At 68.0% G+C, this 16,493-nt stretch carries 8 protein-coding genes; 1 reads left to right on the forward strand and 7 read right to left on the reverse strand.

Annotated elements, in window-relative coordinates; genetic code table 11:
- The first annotated feature begins 8 nt into the window (after positions 1-8).
- A complete protein-coding gene (locus tag OHB26_RS07195; protein WP_330183435.1) occupies positions 9-2,135 on the forward strand; it encodes an amylo-alpha-1,6-glucosidase in 2,127 nt (708 codons plus the stop codon).
- A gap of 24 nt (positions 2,136-2,159) precedes the next feature.
- Here the strand turns inward: OHB26_RS07195 and OHB26_RS07200 are convergent, their stop codons facing one another.
- Genes OHB26_RS07200 through OHB26_RS07230 form a run of 7 tightly spaced genes read right to left on the reverse strand, consistent with a single transcriptional unit; the run spans position 2,160 to position 16,434 of the window.
- Positions 2,160-2,993: an ABC transporter permease gene (locus OHB26_RS07200; RefSeq protein WP_330183436.1), complete on the reverse strand. Its 834-nt coding sequence runs from the start codon at positions 2,991-2,993 to the stop codon at positions 2,160-2,162.
- Positions 2,990-3,760 (reverse strand): ABC transporter permease, encoded by a 771-nt coding sequence (locus OHB26_RS07205; protein WP_330183437.1) that lies wholly within the window; start codon positions 3,758-3,760, stop codon positions 2,990-2,992. The genes OHB26_RS07200 and OHB26_RS07205 overlap by 4 nt, the downstream gene beginning before the upstream one ends.
- Positions 3,757-4,734 (reverse strand): ATP-binding cassette domain-containing protein, encoded by a 978-nt coding sequence (locus tag OHB26_RS07210; protein WP_330183438.1) that lies wholly within the window; start codon positions 4,732-4,734, stop codon positions 3,757-3,759. Before OHB26_RS07210 ends, OHB26_RS07205 begins: the two co-directional genes overlap by 4 nt.
- 44 nt (positions 4,735-4,778) lie before the next feature.
- Positions 4,779-7,955: a nocobactin polyketide synthase NbtC gene (gene nbtC, locus OHB26_RS07215; protein WP_330183439.1), complete on the reverse strand. Its 3,177-nt coding sequence runs from the start codon at positions 7,953-7,955 to the stop codon at positions 4,779-4,781.
- Positions 7,948-9,270, reverse strand: coding sequence for a beta-ketoacyl [acyl carrier protein] synthase domain-containing protein (locus tag OHB26_RS07220; protein ID WP_330183440.1), 1,323 nt, complete (start codon positions 9,268-9,270; stop codon positions 7,948-7,950). The genes nbtC and OHB26_RS07220 overlap by 8 nt, the downstream gene beginning before the upstream one ends.
- Positions 9,267-10,031 (reverse strand): thioesterase II family protein, encoded by a 765-nt coding sequence (locus OHB26_RS07225; RefSeq protein WP_330183441.1) that lies wholly within the window; start codon positions 10,029-10,031, stop codon positions 9,267-9,269. The genes OHB26_RS07220 and OHB26_RS07225 overlap by 4 nt, the downstream gene beginning before the upstream one ends.
- Positions 10,032-10,071: 40 nt before the next feature.
- Entirely contained in the window at positions 10,072-16,434 is a 6,363-nt protein-coding gene (locus tag OHB26_RS07230) for a condensation domain-containing protein (protein WP_330183442.1), read from the reverse strand.
- Positions 16,435-16,493: the final 59 nt, after the last annotated feature.

The raw sequence follows: 16,493 nt of genomic DNA on the forward strand, positions 1-16,493 counted from the left end.
GAGTCTGAGTGAGTGAAGAAGTCCCGACCGTGCTCAATGGCGGTGAACCGGCCGCGCTGGGCGGTACCGGCGGTGCGGTGACACTGGTGGAGGGCAGTACGTTCTGTCTGTCGGATCGGCTCGGCGATGTCGAGCCGGGCACTCCGAACGGACTGTTCTTCCGTGACGCCCGAGTGCTGTCCCGCTGGGAGTTGCGACTGGACGGGCAGCGGCCGGAGCCGCTGTCGGTATTGAGCCCGGAGGCCTTCACCGCCCGGTTCATACTGCGCCGGCCTCCCCGGGCCGGCGCAGCGGACAGCACGGTTCTCATTGTGCGAGAACGATTGGTAGCCGATGGTCTTCGGGAAACCATCACGGTGGAGAATATGGGCCGCGAAACCACGGCGGTGGATCTGCAATTGCTGATCGACGCCGATTTCGTGGATCTGTTCGCGGTCAAGGAGGGGCGTACCGCGAGTGCGCGCGCCGAGATTCTGGTCGCCGATCTGGAGCTGCTACTAAACGACCGGTCGGATCGTTCGCGGGGTCTGTCGATCTCCTCCTCGGAAACGCCAGTGGTGCTTCCGGGTTCGCTGTCCTGGCGGGCCGTGGTGCCCGCCGGGGGCAGTTGGCAGACCGAGATCATGGCCCAACCCACCATGAGCAACCCGGCCGGTCACTCCCCCCTGCGACCCGGCGAGCATTTCGAATTCAGTGAACCGAGCCGCAAGATCGCGGCGTGGCGCGATACCGCCACGAATATCACCTCCACCGATCCGCAGTTGGCATTGGTGCTGGCGCGCACCGAAAGTGATCTGGGCGCACTGCGAATCCACGATGACAGTCGTGGCGGGCGGCCCTTCGTGGCGGCCGGTGCGCCCTGGTTCATGACCCTGTTCGGCCGCGATTCGCTGCTCACCGCGTGGATGGCGCTGCCGCTGGATGTCGGGCTCGCCCTCGGCACCATGCAGCAGCTGGCCGAGATGCAGGGACAGCGGGTGGATCCCATGACCGAGGAGGAACCGGGTCGCATCATGCACGAGATGCGGCGCGGTCCGGCCTCGGGTGCGGTGCTGGGCGGTGAGACGTACTACGGAACCGTGGACGCCACACCGCTTTTCGTCATGCTGCTGGCGCAGGCGCGGCGCTGGGGTGCGGAGACCGAGGCGGTGCGGGCGCTGCTGCCCGCCGCCGATGCCGCGCTGGCGTGGATCGCGGATTACGCGGATCGCGATGGTGACGGGTTCGTCGAGTATCGGCGCGCCACCGATCGCGGGCTCATCAATCAGGGCTGGAAGGACAGCTTCGACGGAATCAATGACGCGGCCGGACATCTGCCGGAGCCGCCGATCGCACTCTGCGAGGTGCAGGGATACGCGTACGCCGCACTGTTGGCCCGTGCGGAGCTGGCCGAGGAGTTCGGGGACGGGACCACGGCCGGACATCTGCGCGATCGCGCCGCCGAGCTGCGCACCAAATTCGCCGAGGCGTTCTGGCTGCCCGAGAAGGGCTGGTTCGCGGTTGCTTTGGATGGCCATAAACGCAAACTGGACGCACTCACCAGCAATATCGGCCACTGTCTTTGGTCGGGCATCGTCTCGGACGAGCATGCCGCGGAGGTGATCAAGAAGCTCTCCTCCGCGGATATGGACACCGGATTCGGTTTGCGCACACTCTCTTCCGCGATGGGTGCGTTCAATCCCATGAGTTACCACAATGGTTCGGTCTGGCCGCATGACACCGCGATAGTCGTCGCCGGGCTGCTGCGGTACCGGCATCTTCCCGGGGCCGTCGAATTGGCGACCCGGCTCGCGGAGGGCCTGCTCGACGCGGCGGGCAGCTTCGGTGGGCGGCTGCCCGAATTGTTCTGCGGTTTCCCGCGATCCAAGTTCGCCGCACCGGTCCCCTACCCGACCTCCTGCTCCCCGCAGGCGTGGGCCAGCGCCGCGCCGCTGCTGCTGGTCCGGTCATTCCTGGGGCTGGATCCGGATATCCCCCGGCGCACCCTCACGGTGCTGCCCCACCTGCCCGAACGCTGGGGGCGGGTGGAGCTCACCGATCTGCGGCTCGGCGGCGCGGTCATCGATCTGGTGGTGGAGGGTGACCGGGTCACCGCCTCCAACCTCCCCGACGACTGGCGGTTGATCACGCACTGACGGCTCGAATCCGATACCGACGGTTCAGCTTTCGGCCGCGGCGCGATAGCCGCGCACGGCCAGCACGCCGAAGACGGCGGCCAGTCCGAGTGACCACGCCGCCGTCTGAAGCAGCGGGGTGGCGACCGGACCGCCCAGGATGAAGCCGCGCATGGCTTCGATCGCACAGCTCATGGGCTGGGCGCGGACCATGGGCTGGATAAGCCCCGGGTAGTTGTCCAGGGGGACGAAGCCGGAGTTGAAGAACATGCCGATCAATACGACTATGGCGGCCAATTGGACCACCTTGTCGCCGATTCGGCTGACGCCCACCAGGATTACCGCGGGGGTGAAACCGGCGATGACCAGGACAGGAACGGCCAGGACGCCGAAGAGACCCGGCCAGCCCTGCTGGAAGCGCAGGCCCAGCAGCAGACCGATCAGCACCACCGCGAGGGTGACCACGGCGGCGCGAACGCATTCGGCGAGCAGGCGGCCGAGCATTCCGGCGGAGCGGTGGATGGGCAGCACCCAGAAGCGGCGCAGTAGACCGCTCCGGCGTTCGCCGTAGAGGGACAGGCCGGTACCCATCGCGCCGTACATGGCTCCGGCGACGGCGATCATGGGGACGAAACCGTAGATGGGATCGGCGTCCGAGGACAGCCCCAGCGAGCGGTCCAGGACCAGATCGAACATGAGCAGCAGCAGGACCGGGAGAACCAGGGTGCTGGTCATCACCTCCTGCTGGCGGGACCAGCGGCGCAACAGGCGGCCGGTCTCGATCAGCAGCTGGCTCGGGAGTGAACCGGAGGTCGCCGGAACCGACTGCGTCATAGGAGGTTCGGGCCGGGTGGCAATGGCGGTTGTTTCCGGGGTCATGCGCGTCGTCCTTCCGCACGAGTCGCCAGGACCGCGCCCACGATCAGCAGACCCGCGATCCACAGGGCGGCCACCCCGAGTTCGGAGGGATAGCGGCCGTCGGCGAGGCCGCGCAGGGCCGAAGTCACCTGGGAGACGGGTTGATTGCGGGCCCAGCCTTGTATCCAGCCTGGAAAACCCTCGGCGGGCACGAATCCGGTGGAGGTCATGATCAGCAGCAGCTGGGGTACGAACAGCACGGTGCCGCCGAGCTCGGGATTGCGGGTTGCGGTGCCCAGCGCGTCCGCCGCGATCACCACGGCGGCCCCGAAAGCCAGTGCCACCAGCACGAATACCAGTGCGGTCAGCGGATCGTGGAACCGGAAACCGAAGGCCGTGCCCACCACCAGCGCACTGGTGAGCGCGGCACAACCGCGCAGCAGATTCGCGGACATGCGCGCGGCCACCGGCACCCACGGACGCACCGGCAGCGACCGCAATCGAGTGGCCATACCGCCCGCGACCTCGCGCCCGGCCCGGTCGGCGGCGAACATGGCGGTGAAGAACATGGCGTACACCGCGACCAGCGGCAGCAGATACTGCGCGAAGTCGATTCCGGTGGCGGACATGGATTTACGCAGTGGAATGTAGAAGCAGATGTAGATGGCGACCGGCGCCGCCAGGGCGAGCATCACATCGCCCTCGCGGAGCGCGGCGCGAACGCCACGCTCGCTCAAGGCAGACCATTGCAGCCCGGCCGGAACACGTTCGACAGCGACCTGATTCATGCCGACGCCTCCGCCTGGGCGGGCTTGGTCAGTTCGATGAAGACCTCGTCGAGGGAGGGGCGGCGCAGGGCGATATCGATCAATTCGATGCCGCCGCTGTTGATTCGGTGCAGGGCCTCGGTGAGGGTGGCGGCACCATCGGGAGCGGGCAGGCAGACGCGGTCGGCGGAGTCCGCGACGGTGACCTCGCCCAGGCCGGAGAGGGCGGCGGCCAGGCGGGGGACGTCGGCGGCGTCGACGGGGACCACCTCGCAGTAGCTCGAGCCCGAGCGGGCTTTGAGTTGGTCGGCGGTGCCCTCGGCGATGACGGTGCCCTGGTCCACGACAATGATGTTGTCGCTCAGCGCATCCGCCTCCTCCAGGTACTGGGTGGTGAGCAGGACCGTCACGCCCTGGCGTTTGAGGTCGCGCACCAGGGCCCACAGGCTCTGGCGGCTGACCGGGTCCAGGCCGGTGGTGGGTTCGTCGAGGAAGACCACGCGCGGTGGGCGCACCAGACCGCAGGCGATATCGATGCGGCGGCGCATACCGCCGGAGTACTGACCGACGCGGCGGTCCGCGGCCTCGGTGAGGGTGAACTGTTCCAGCAGTTCGTCCGCGCGCGCCCGCGCCTGTGTGCGGCGCAGGCCGAGCAGGCGGGCGAAGAGGACGAGATTCTCACGGCCGGTGAGCATTTCGTCCAGGGCCGCGTATTGGCCGGTCAACATGATGGAGGCGCGCACCTCGGCGGGCTGGCGCATCACGTCGTAACCCGCCACCACCGCCCGGCCCGCATCGGGCTGCACCAGGGTGGACAGCACCGAGACCGTGGTGGTCTTACCCGCGCCATTGGGTCCGAGCACACCCAGCACGCTGCCCGCGGGTGCGGTGAAGCTGATGCCCCGTAGGGCTCGCACCGCCCCGAAGGATTTCTGCACGGAATCGACGACGATCGCGTCCTGCGGTTCGGGCACCGTGTTCTCCATCCTCGTCATTCGGGTATTCCCCCCTGCTTCCTTCGTATTTCGGCGATGTGCGACTAGCCGAGCAGTGAAACCACTTCGTCCAGTGAGGCCCCGCCGAGAATCGCGGTGACGGGCAGATCGCGCTGGAGTTGGGTTTCGATGAGCTTGCGCAGGTCCAGCGCTTGCAAGGAGTCCAGGCCGAGGGCCACCAGCGGCATGGAGCCGTCGATGGGTTCGGTGGTTTCCATGCCCATGACGAAGCGCAGCGCGTCCTGGACCTGGCCTGCGATGTCCCCTCTGGTGAGCGGGGATACGGCGGTGACCGAGGACGCGGTGGCACCGACCCCCGCGCCCCCGGTAGCGGTCGAGATGGCTCGGGTGACGGCGGCACCGGCGTTCGGCTGCGCGACCGGCCGGTCCGGCAGGTCCGCGAAAAGCGGATCCTGCCCGAACAGCGCGAAAATCTCGCGCAGCGTGGACCATTCGGCGGCGACCACGAGGCTGTTGCCGGAGGCCGCGAAGCCCGCGGCGATGGAGGTGGCCGGATCCATGGGCAGCAGCCCGGTGCCGCTGATGCGGGCAAGGGCGTCGGCGTTGTCGGCTCCGACAGCGCGCCACAGGCCCCACTGCACGGAGGTGACGCCGATACCGTCGCGCCGGTAGCCGGTCGCGGCGGCGTCGAGCATGCGATTGACGGCGGCATAGACCGCGTGGCCGCGCCCGCCGATGGTGGCCGAGAGCGAGGAGCACAGCACCACGCGGGCATCGGGGGCCAGCGGCAGTTCCCGAATCAACCGGTCGAGGGCGACGACCTTGGATTCGGCTGCGGCGCGGACGGTTTCCGGGCTCGGTTCGGCGGCAGCGGCGGCATAGTCGACGGCGGCGTGCACGAGCAGGCTCACGGGGGTGAGCACGAACTCGTCACCGAGGGCGCGCACGGCTTCGTCATCGGTGACATCGCAGGTACGGATCTCGACTATCGCGCCGAGCGAATTCAGTTCTCGAACACGCTCTTCGGCCTCCGTCGATCCGCCGGAGCGACTGATCAGGGTGACGCGACGCGCTCCGGCACGAGCGAAATCAGCGGCGCAGTCCAGGCCGAGCGCACCTGTCCCACCGATGATCATGACCTCATCCAGGTCCGACGGAGTGATCGGGCAATCACCCGGTGTCTCATCCAACATCAGCCGCTTGGCGTACCAGGCACCCGCGCGAGCAGCCAACTCCGGCTCGCCAGCGGTATGCACCGCACCGAGCACGGCCTTCGCGGCGTCCGGGAGCTCCTGTGCGGCAGCGAGATCCAGATGGCGGAAGCCGACGCCCGGATACTCCGCCGCGAGGCAACGGAATCCGGCCTGTGCGGCGGCATGCGCGATATCCGGCGTCTCGCCGTCGAGCACCTGCTCCCCGCCGGAGGTCACCAACCAGACATCCCGCACCCCGGTGAGATCGGGCAACCACCCTCGATCGCCGACGAACTCGGCGGATTCCGTTACCGCCGTGGCGATATCGGCACCGGCGGAGGGCGGCAGCAGAACCACGACGGTGTCATAGCTCGCCGTAGCGGGAGCGGAGCTCGCCGTAACCACGGTCGCACCATGTTTGGGGGCGGCCTGTTCGATCGCGGCGGCGAGGTCGGCGTGGCGAGCGGTGTGGTCGATGACAGTCAAAGTGCGCGGCGGCACCAGCTTGCGCCGGTCGAGGCGGACCCAGCGTTCCGCTAGTCGTTGTGGGGCAACTGTTCCGGGCGCGACGGCCGGGTTTCCGGCCAGCGGCGGGTCGGCTGCTCCGCCATCCCGGGGTTCGATGCCGGGCTGACGAGGGGACGCCATTCCGGACTGCCGAGTTTCGGGGTGATAGTCGAAGGGGGCCCAGAGTTGTTTGGGGGTGGTCTGGGTATTGGGGAAGTCCAGCAGAGGCAGGCGCCGTACGTCGGTTGTGTTGTCGCGCAGTGAATCCCAGGGGAAGGTGGCGTCCAGGACGGCTACCTGTGCCAGGTTCTTGGTGAACTCGCCCAGGCCGGTCGCGGTGCGGCGGGAGGTGCCGATGGTGCGGAAGTCGCGGTCCGGGCCGAGGCCGGAGAGGGTGTCCTGCATGGCGACCATGAGGGCCGGATGGTCGGCGATCTCGAGGAAGATGTCGGTGCCGTGGGTGGCGGCCTCGGCAACGGCGAGGTCGAAGCGGACGCGGTTGCGCAGGTTCCAGTACCAGTATTCGGCGGGTGGCAGGTCGGGGGTGATGGCTTCGCCGAGAGTCGCACCGATACAGGCGATTTCGGTGGGTGCGAAGAGCGGCGAGTCGAGCGTGTCGTGCAGGGTGTCCTCGAGCTGATCGCGGAACTTGCTGACGAAGGAGGTGTGCGCGGGGTACTCGACGCGGATCTCCTTGGCGAATTTGCCCTGGGCGGTGAGCTTCTCGACCAGGGCGGCGACCGCCGGACGCTCACCGGAGACGGCCAGCACATGCGCGGAGTTCACCACCGCGAGCTCGGCCCAGCCGGAGTTGCGGGCCAGCAACGCCTCGCATTCATCTCGTTCGATACCCACCACCGCCATGGCCCACCGGCCGTTCCAGTCGTTCTCGCGCTCGAGTGATCCGACCAGCGCGGCGCGCAGCGTCACCACGCGAATACCGTCGGCGAGCGAGATGACGCCCGAGACCACGGCGGCGGCGATCTCGCCCTGGGAGTGGCCGACGGTCAGATGCGGTTCGACGCCGGCCGCGCGCCAGATGGCGGCCAGGCCGAGCATCTGCATGAAGAGCGCGGGCTGCACGATCTCGACGTTCTCGGTGACCGCACCGGTCTCGTCGAGCAGATAGGTCAGCGGTGAAATACCGTGCTGCGCTCGGAAGATGGCGTCGCATTCGTCGACCGTCGCGCGGAACACCGGGGAATGCCGGTAGTAGAGCATGCCCATACCGGGCCGCTGACTGCCCTGGCCGGGAAAGACGTAGGCGATGCGGCGTGCGCTCGCGGCGCGATCACCGGCCACCACGGCCGGATACGGGCGTCCGGCGGCGATCGAGTTCAGCGCCTCCAGCAACTGCTCACGGTGGGTAATCGCGGCCAAGGCACGGTACCGGCGCGGCGCACGGGTGCGGAACAGCATGTCCGCCACCGCATCCGGGGTGACGCTCGGCCGATCCTCGAGGTAGGCGGCCAGGGCGGCGGCCTCGCGCCGGAGCGCTTCGGCGGTATCCGAGGACAGCAGGATCGGGGTGCTGCCATCCGGAAGTCGATAGTCAGGCATGGGTCTCCTCTTCCAGGACGGGCATGGCGACCACGGCGTGCGCGTTGGTGCCGCTGACGCCGAACGATGAGACCGCGCCGTAGCGGACACCGTCGCGGGGTTCCCAATCGGTGAGTTTGCTTGCCAGGCGCAGACTTCCGGCTTCCCAGTCGAATCGGGTGCTGGGGTTGTCGGCGTGGCGGGTGGGCGCGATCTGCCCGCGCAGGCCGCTGAGTAGAACCTTGATCAGGCCGAGCATGCCCGCGGCCGCCTGCGCGTGACCGAGATTGGATTTGACCGAGCCGAGCAGCGGGGTGCTGCCGTCGGCGCGCGGTGCGCCGTAAACCTGTTGCAGGGCGATCAGTTCCAGGGGATCGCCGACGGCGGTGCCGGTGCCGTGACCCTCGATCATGTCCACCAGGGTCGGATCGATGCCCGCGGCGGCGACGGTATTGCGCACCAGGCGTTCCTGCGCGGCCGAGCTGGGAACCGCGATGGGCGCGCCCTTGGAATTGTGGTTGATGCGGGACCCGAGCAGCCGCGCGTAGACACGGTGCCCCAGCGCCCACGCTCGCGATTCGCGCTCGAGCACAACGACTCCCACGCCTTCACCCCAGAGCGTGCCGAGCGCGTAATCGGAGTACGGCTTGCATTGGCCGTCGGCGGCGAGGGCATTGTTCTTGGAGAATTCGAAGAACGCACCGGGCGAACCCATGACGCAGGCCGCGCCCGCCAGCGCCCATTCGCATTCGTCATTGCGAATCGCATTGGCGGCCAGGTGAACCGCGGCCAGTGCAGACGCGCAGGCCACATCCACCACCACGGACGGGCCACCCAGGCCGAGCACATTGGAGATGCGTCCGGACACCGCGCCCAGTGCCGCACCGGCCGCGCGATATCCGGTGTAGTCATTGACCGTCGCGCCGTGCGGACCGTACTCGGTATTGGACGCGCCCATATAGCAGCCGATTTCGTCACCGCCGCCGACTGCGGCCGGATTGATGCCCGCGTTCTCCAGCGCCCGCCAGGCCACGCGCAGCGCCACCCGCTGCTGCGGGTCCATGGCGACCGCCTCGCGCGGGGTGATGCCGAAGAACAGCGGATCGAAATCCGCCGCGGAGTCCAGGAATCCGCCCGCATCGCGCACCTCGCCCCAGCCTTCGGTCCGCGCCAGCTCGAACAGTCGCTCGAGCGGCCAGCCGCGATCGCGCGGGAACGGTCCGATCAGATCGCGTGATTCGGCCAGTGCGGTCCAGTACTGGGCCAGGGTTTCAATTCCGCCGGGCGCCTCGACGGCCATTCCGGTGATGACGATCGGATCGTTGTCGCCGCTCATCGCGCCACCGCCGATCGGATCGGTTCGGCGGCAAGGGTTTCGGCGATCGAGGCGACGTGGTCGTGCAGGTAGAAATGCCCGCCGTCGAACATGCTCACCTGGAGTTCGTGCGCGGTATGCGCCTGCCAGCCGTACAGATCGCCGATGGAGACGAATTCGTCGTCACTGCCGCCCATGGCATGCACCGGCGTATCGAGCATTACGTCCTTCGCGCAGGTGTAGGCGTCGAAGGCGGCGTAGTCGGCCTTGAGCGCGGGCAGCGCCATGCGCATCAGCTCGCGATTGGCCAGTACGTCGGCCCCGGTGCCTTGCAGGCCGCCGACGTGATCGAGCAGCTCCTCATCCTCGGTGGGATGCCCGGGCATATCCACCACCCGCCACGGCGCGACCGCACCGGAGACCGCGAGCAAACGCACCGGAATACCGGCGGATTCGGCCAGCCGCGCGAACTCGAATGCCACCACCGAGCCCATGCTGTGCCCGTAGATCGTGATCGGTTCACCGGTATTGCTCGGTGCGCGGGTGAACTCGGCGAACGCCCCCGCGGCGAGCTCCGGCACGGTGCGCAGCGCGGCCTCGCGGGCCCGGTCCTGACGGCCCGGATACTGGAAGATCGAGACGTCGAAGTGCTCGCTCAGCGCCTTGGAGAACGGGCGATAGGTGGAGGCTCCGCCGCCCGCGTGCGGGCAGATGACCAGGGGCGGATTGCCCGCCGCACGCGGTCGATGGAACTTACGAATCCAGCCGAGAGAATTGCTCATAGTCCTTGCTCCTGTTTCTGCACGCGCGAATCCGCCGCTCTCACTGCCACATTCGGCGCATGACCAGCAGGCCGTGGTCTTCGTCGCCGATGACGGGGGACGCGTCGACGCTGGTGTCCGGTGCGGCGGCGATGGCGCGCAGGGTGTCGTGGAAGGCCGACTCGATGATCTCGGCCTCGGTGTCGTCGAAGGAGTCCTCCGCATAGAAGACCACAGCCTGGACGCCGTCGCCGGGCAGCAGTGAATTGGCGGGGAAGATCATCACCAGTAGCGCGTTATCGGTCGCGCCACCGCCCTCGAAGCTGACCAGCTCCAATTTCGCCTGTGCCAGTAGGTTTTCCAACTCTGCGCGGCCGGGCGGGTAGGACTGGAAGACGAACATGGAGTCGAAGAGTCTGCGTACGCCGGTCGCCCGGATGGCGGAGGTGAGCCGGTACTGCTGGAATTCCATGAGTTCGACTCGGCGGCGCTGGATTTCGGCCAGCAGTTCCCGCCAGCTGGCATCGCCGCGCAGTCCGACCGCCACCGGAATGGTGTTGGCGAAGCAGCCGACGGCATTGTCCACCTCGTCGAGATCGGCGGGCCTGCCCGAGACCACCTCACCGAATACCGCTGTCTCCGAACCAGTTACATAACGCAGCACATTGGCCCAGGCCAGCTGGCAGATGACACTGAAGGTGGTGCCGACCTCGGCGGCGAGTGCGGTGAGCCGCCGCACCACCTCGGCGTCGATGACGGCGGAGCGGCCGGTGGGCACGCCACCACCCTCGGGTACGCGGTTCGGTGCGACCAGGCACGGCCGCACGCCCTCGAGATAGCCGGACCACGCCGCCTCGGTCGCCGCCTCCCGATCCTGGGTCAGGCGCAGGAATTCGGCGAAGGTGTTCGGGTTGCCGATCGGTGCGGCGGTGCCCTCGCTGAGGTAGGCGGCGAAGATCTCCTGCGGCAGCAGCTGCCCCGACCAACCGTCGGTGAGCAGATGATGCGAGGTGAGCACCAGCATGTGCACCGCGTCCGGCAGGTGCACGACGGTGGCCCGGGTGAGGGGGCCGCGCGAAAGATCGAACTGTTCACCCTGATCGGCCAGCAGGAAATCCCGCAGGCGCCGGTCGGCATCCGAGCGGGCCGAGAAGTCGACCTCACGGACCGGAACCCGCACGTGATCGGTGACGATCGCATACGGCTGCCCGGCATGCGATACCGAAATGGCCACCCGCAGATTGGGATAGCGGTTGATCACGGTATCCAGGGCGGCCGTGAGACGCGGCAGCTCCAGGGCGCCGCGCACGGCGATCATGGTCTGCACATTGTAGAAGTCCTTGCCGCCGGAGCCGAGCGCGGTGAAGTACAGACCCGCCTGCATGGGTGCGAGCGGATGCACATCGGCGAATGCGCCGTAGAGCGTCTGCCAGCGGTCCAGATCCAGCTGGGTGACCTCGCGGGCCAGCACATCACCGGGGGTGAAGCGGCGGCCGGGGTCATCGCGCACGGTCTTGGCGAAATCGCGCAGGCCGCCCGCCCACAGATCGGCGAACTCGTGCACCTCGGCATCGGTGAGCACACCGGCCGGGAAGCGGAAGGACGCGCGCAGGGTGGCGCCGTCACCGCCGGTGACGGTCACGGTATTCACATCCAGGACCGCCGCCACCGGCATGGCCGGATCGGCATGGCCACCGAGGTAGCCGAATTCCGGTGCGGCCGACCAGATTTCGGCCGTCTCCGCGACCGCGAAGCGACCCATGTAATTGAAGCTGAGCTGCGGTGCGGGCCGGTCGGCCAGTACGCTGCGGCCCTGCTCGTTCAGCCAGCGCAGCAGTCCCCAGCCGATACCGGAGTCCGGTACCGCCAGCAACTGCTCCTTGACCGCCTTCACCGCATCGGTCACCTCGATCTCACCGCCCCGCACGACATCGAGGGCGACCGGATAGGCGCTGGTGAACCAACCCACCGTATTGGCCAGATCGGCTCCGGCGAAAAGGTTTTCGACTCGCCCGTGCCGCTCCATGGTGAGCGCGACGGTGCCGGTATCGCGGTCCCGTGCGCGCCGGAAGCGGTGCACGGCCACGACCAGCGCCGCCACCTGGATATCGAGGAAATCGCAGCCGAACGCCTGCGCACCGGTGGTCATGAGGAAGCGAGTGTCCTCGGCATCCAGTTCGGTGGTGACCTCGTGCGAAGTGGCGATGGTGTCGATCGCCGGGTCGAAGGGGCGGGAGCCCAATAGCGGGTCCGCGCTCTCGGCGACGGCCTGCCAATACGACAATTCCGATGCGAGGGTGCGGCTTTCGGCGTAGCGGAGCAGGTTGGAATTCCAGGTCTTGACCGAGGTTCCGGACTCGGGATCGAGTGCGCCGTCCTGCCAGAGTCCGCGCAGATCGTCGTGCAGGATGCGCCACGAGACGCCGTCCACCACCAGGTGGTGGACGACCAGCAGCAGACGGCCATCGGTCCGGTCCGGGGTCCGCGCCCACACCGCCCCCACCATGCGCCCGGCAGCGGGATCGAGCGCGCTCCCGACAAGATGCAACTGCTCTTGCAGCACCGAACCGGTGGTGAGATCCCATTCCGCACTGGGGATTTCGACCTCGACCAGTGCGACCGGCGGATACGCCTCACCAACCGCAGGAACGTAATAGGCAGGGGAACCCGCCGTCATCCCGGGGAACGTCTCATTCTCCGGTACGACACCGAGACGGGCACGCAATAGCGGGTGCCGGTCGAGTAGACCGTTCACGGCGGCGGCAAGCCGGTCGGCGGTGGCATCGGGCGGGGTGACAATGGCGGTGGCCTGGCTGTATCCGGTGTATTCGCCGACCTTTTCGACCAGCATGGCGGCAATCGGATTGAGCGGGATCCAGCCGGTGGCCGCGCCCGCGTCGATCAGCGCGGGTGCGCCGGTGTCGACGAGGGCGGTGGTCGCGGCGGCGATGGCGGCGATGGTGCGAGCGTCGAACAGGGCGCTGGTGGTGATGGCGAGGCCACGCTTCTTCAGGGCGGAGGCCATGCGGATGGCGGTGATGGAGTCACCGCCCAGCGCCAGGAAGTCGTCGTCGGCCGCGAGGGTGACCTCGTCGGTCAGGCCGAGCACCTGGCGAACAGCGTCAGCGACAAGGGTTTCCGGGCCGTCGCTCAAGTCTCGACCGCGACCGGTACTGCCGCCGAGATCGGGCTCCGGTAGCGCACGACGGTCGAGTTTGCCGTTCGCGGTGAGCGGTAGCGCGGCCATGCGCACCACAGCGGCCGGAATCATGTACTCGGGCAGGCGTTCCGCCAGGTAGGCGCGAATGCTCGCCGCGACGGCCGTCTCGGAGTCGCTGGCGCACAACGAATTCGGCTCGGCAACGTAGTACCCGACCAGTACGGAGTCATTGCCGCGTGGCAATGCGACAGCGGCGGCCGAACCGATACCCGGCATCCGGCGCAGCGTGGTGCCGATCTCGCCGAGTTCGATGCGGTGGCCGCGAATCTTGACCTGATCGTCCACGCGACCCAGATATTCGAGGCGGCCACGCGAATTCCAGCGCACGATATCGCCGGTGCGGTACATGCGCGCACCGGATTCCAGGGCGAACGGGCAGGCCACGAAGGTTCCGGCGCTCAGCCCCGGGCGGCGGTGGTAGCCCCGAGCCAGCTGTACGCCGCCCAGGTACAACTCTCCGGTGACACCCGGCGGCACCCGGCGCAGCTGTTCGTCCAGGACGAAGACCGACGAATTCGATTCGGGCACACCGATGAGCGCCGAGCGGATCTCGTCACCGCCTCGGGTACCCGCGAAATCCTCGTGGGTGAGGTCCATGGCGGCCTCGGTCGGACCGTACAGGCCCAGAACGGTGCCGCCGAAAACCCGGCTCGCCTCCTCCACGAGGGCGGGCGGCACGGATTCGCCGCCGAGATAGACGTAGCGCATGGACCGCAACCGCTCCGGATCCGGCCCGGCATCGAGGAAGGCGCGGGTCACGCTGGGGACCAGGGACAGCTGAGTCACCCGGTGCCGGTCGATGATTCCGGCAAGCGCCTCCACATCGGCCTGCCACCAGTCCGGATGCGGAAGCACGGTCGCCGAACCGGTGCACAGGGCATTGACCAGCTCGAAGACCGAGACATCGAACCCGATCGGAGCCTTCTGAAGGATGCGCTCCGCGCCGAACCCGAGGTAATCGCGCATCCACTGCACATGATTGGCGATGGCGCGGTGATGAATGACCACGCCCTTGGGTCGGCCGGTCGTGCCCGAGGTGTAGAGCAGGTACGCCGCATCGAGCGGATGAATGGGCCGGGCCAACTCCGCCGGCCGCACCGGACTGGCGTCGGTGGCAGCGAGTTCAGCCTGGATGCCCGGATCAGCGAGGTCCAACAGCGAGAGACCACTCCTGCCCGCAGCCTTCCCCGTCATCCCGGCGACATCGCCCGTCGTCCCGGCGACAGCCTCCCCCGTCATCCCGGCATGTATTTGGCCGGGATCCACACCATCAGCCGATGATCCACGGCTGTGGATCCCGGCCAAAAGCGCGCCGGGATGACGGGGGGATTCGGCCGATTCGGTGAAGACCGCGGTGATCATCAGGGCGAGTTCGGAATCGCCGAGCATGTACTCGATGCGGTCCGGGGGGTAGCTGGGGTCGGCGGGGACGTAGACCGCGCCCGCGCGCAGGACGGCGGCGAAGACGACCGGGAGCCATTCGCTGCGTTCGGCGTAGACGCCGATTCGATCACCGTTGCGCACACCGCGCTCGAGCAGCATGCGGGTGAGTCCGTTGACGCGGGAATCGAATTCGGCGTAGTCGAGTTCGGTGTCCTCGAAGATGACCGCGATCCGGTCCGGATGCTCGGCCGCGGAGGTGCGGATCATGGCGTCGACGGTTTCGGGGGTGATGGCGGGGCGGTCACCGTGGGACCAGTCGTCCAGGCGAGCGCGGTCGGAGGCGGTGAGCGTCTCGAGCGAGCTCAGGGTCGCGCCGGGGGTGGCGGCGGCCAGTATCTGATCGATGTACTCGTGCAGGCGCTCGATGGTGCCGTGGCCGAAAAGGTCGGTGCGGTAGGTGATCTGCACATCGGTGCGATCGCCGTGCATGAAGGTCTCCACGACCAGCGGCAGCAGGGCCCCGCCATTGTCGATGAGTTCCCAGCTGGTCGTCGCGCCGGGCAGCTGCGGGCCGTCGATCCTCTGGTGCAGGAACAGCACCATGGTGTCGAAGAGCTTCGAACCGATATGTCCGGTGGCGCTGTTGGCCGCGCGGACGATGCCCTCCTGCGGGAAATGCTTGTGCTTGAACGCTTCCGTGGTGGTGGCGCGCACCTGATCCACCAGTTCGGCGAAGGTACCCGCGCCCGCGCCGGTGAAGCGCAGCGGAATCATATTGGAGAGGTTTCCGATCAGCAGCTCCTGACCGGACTCCTCGCGATTGGCCACGGTGGTGCCGACCACGATGTCGCGCTGACCGGTGGTCCGGCGCAGCGCCAGGTAGTAGGCGGCCAGGAATACCGAGAACGGGGTGGTGCGCAGGTCGGCCGAGAGGCGGCGCAGATTGGCGTCCGCGCGCTCACCGAGCAGCCGGTCGAAGCGGTCGCCGCGCTCGCTGACGCTGACGGGGCGGCGATCGTAGGGCAGCTGGAGTTCGGGCACCTCACCGTCGAATTGGCTTGCCCAGAACTCCATTTCGGCGCTGTGGTCGCCGTCGCGGTACCGGTCCTGCTCCCATTCGGCGAAGTCGGCGACCTGGAGGCGCAGGGGTTCCACCGTGATATCGCCGGTGCGGGCCTGACGGTAGAAGTTCTCCACATCGCGGGAGACGGCGGGCAGGGTCATACCGTCCCAGGCGATGTGCTGGATCACCAGCAGTACGACCAGGCGGTCCGGGCGGGTGCGGACGAAGGTCACGCGCAGTGAGGATTCCGACGAGAGGTCGAAGGTCTCGTACGCGGCGGCCCTGGTCAACTCGGCCAACCGCCGGTCGATCTCGGCCGGGTCCGGGGCGATGCGACTCGCGCCCTCGTCGCGCGCATCCGGCATCGCGCGTCCTTCGCCCGTCCCCTCGGCGATATCCGCTGTGGTGAGGTCGATTTCGGTCAGCCGGGGCGGCAGGTCATCGTGAATCCGCTGGTAGGGGTCGCCCTGCTCGTCATTGTGGTAGGTGGTGCGCAGCACCTCGTGCCGCTGGACCAGCGCCAGGAACGAGCGGCGCAGCGCCCGCGCATCCACCTCACCGTCGAAAGTCAGTGCCAGACAGAGGTTGTAGGCGGCGCTGTCCGGGGCGATCTGCTGATGCGCCCACACATAGCGCTGTCCGAAGGACAGCGCCGCTCGGGTGCGATCGCGGCGCACCGGGACCGCGGGTGCGGCGGCCAAACCGGCGGTGGCGAGGCGAGCCGCCATTGCTGCCTGTAGGTCTTCCAGCGACTTCATCAGGTGAAACCAATCCTTGTACTTCGGCGAACCCTTGCGCCGGAACGGATTCCGGTAGT

This window comes from Nocardia sp. NBC_01503, assembly GCF_036327755.1.
Lineage (GTDB): Bacteria > Actinomycetota > Actinomycetes > Mycobacteriales > Mycobacteriaceae > Nocardia.

Excerpts from the sequence above, each read along its gene's own strand:
- OHB26_RS07225 (WP_330183441.1), bottom strand. The coding sequence starts at position 10,031 with ATGAGCAATTCTCTCGGCTGGATTCGTAAGTTCCATCGACCGCGTGCG.
- OHB26_RS07200 (WP_330183436.1), bottom strand. The coding sequence starts at position 2,993 with ATGACCCCGGAAACAACCGCCATTGCCACCCGGCCCGAACCTCCTATG.
- OHB26_RS07230 (WP_330183442.1), bottom strand. The coding sequence starts at position 16,434 with ATGAAGTCGCTGGAAGACCTACAGGCAGCAATGGCGGCTCGCCTCGCC.
- OHB26_RS07210 (WP_330183438.1), bottom strand. The coding sequence starts at position 4,734 with ATGACGAGGATGGAGAACACGGTGCCCGAACCGCAGGACGCGATCGTC.
- OHB26_RS07205 (WP_330183437.1), bottom strand. The coding sequence starts at position 3,760 with ATGAATCAGGTCGCTGTCGAACGTGTTCCGGCCGGGCTGCAATGGTCT.
- nbtC (WP_330183439.1), bottom strand. The coding sequence starts at position 7,955 with ATGCCTGACTATCGACTTCCGGATGGCAGCACCCCGATCCTGCTGTCC.
- OHB26_RS07220 (WP_330183440.1), bottom strand. The coding sequence starts at position 9,270 with ATGAGCGGCGACAACGATCCGATCGTCATCACCGGAATGGCCGTCGAG.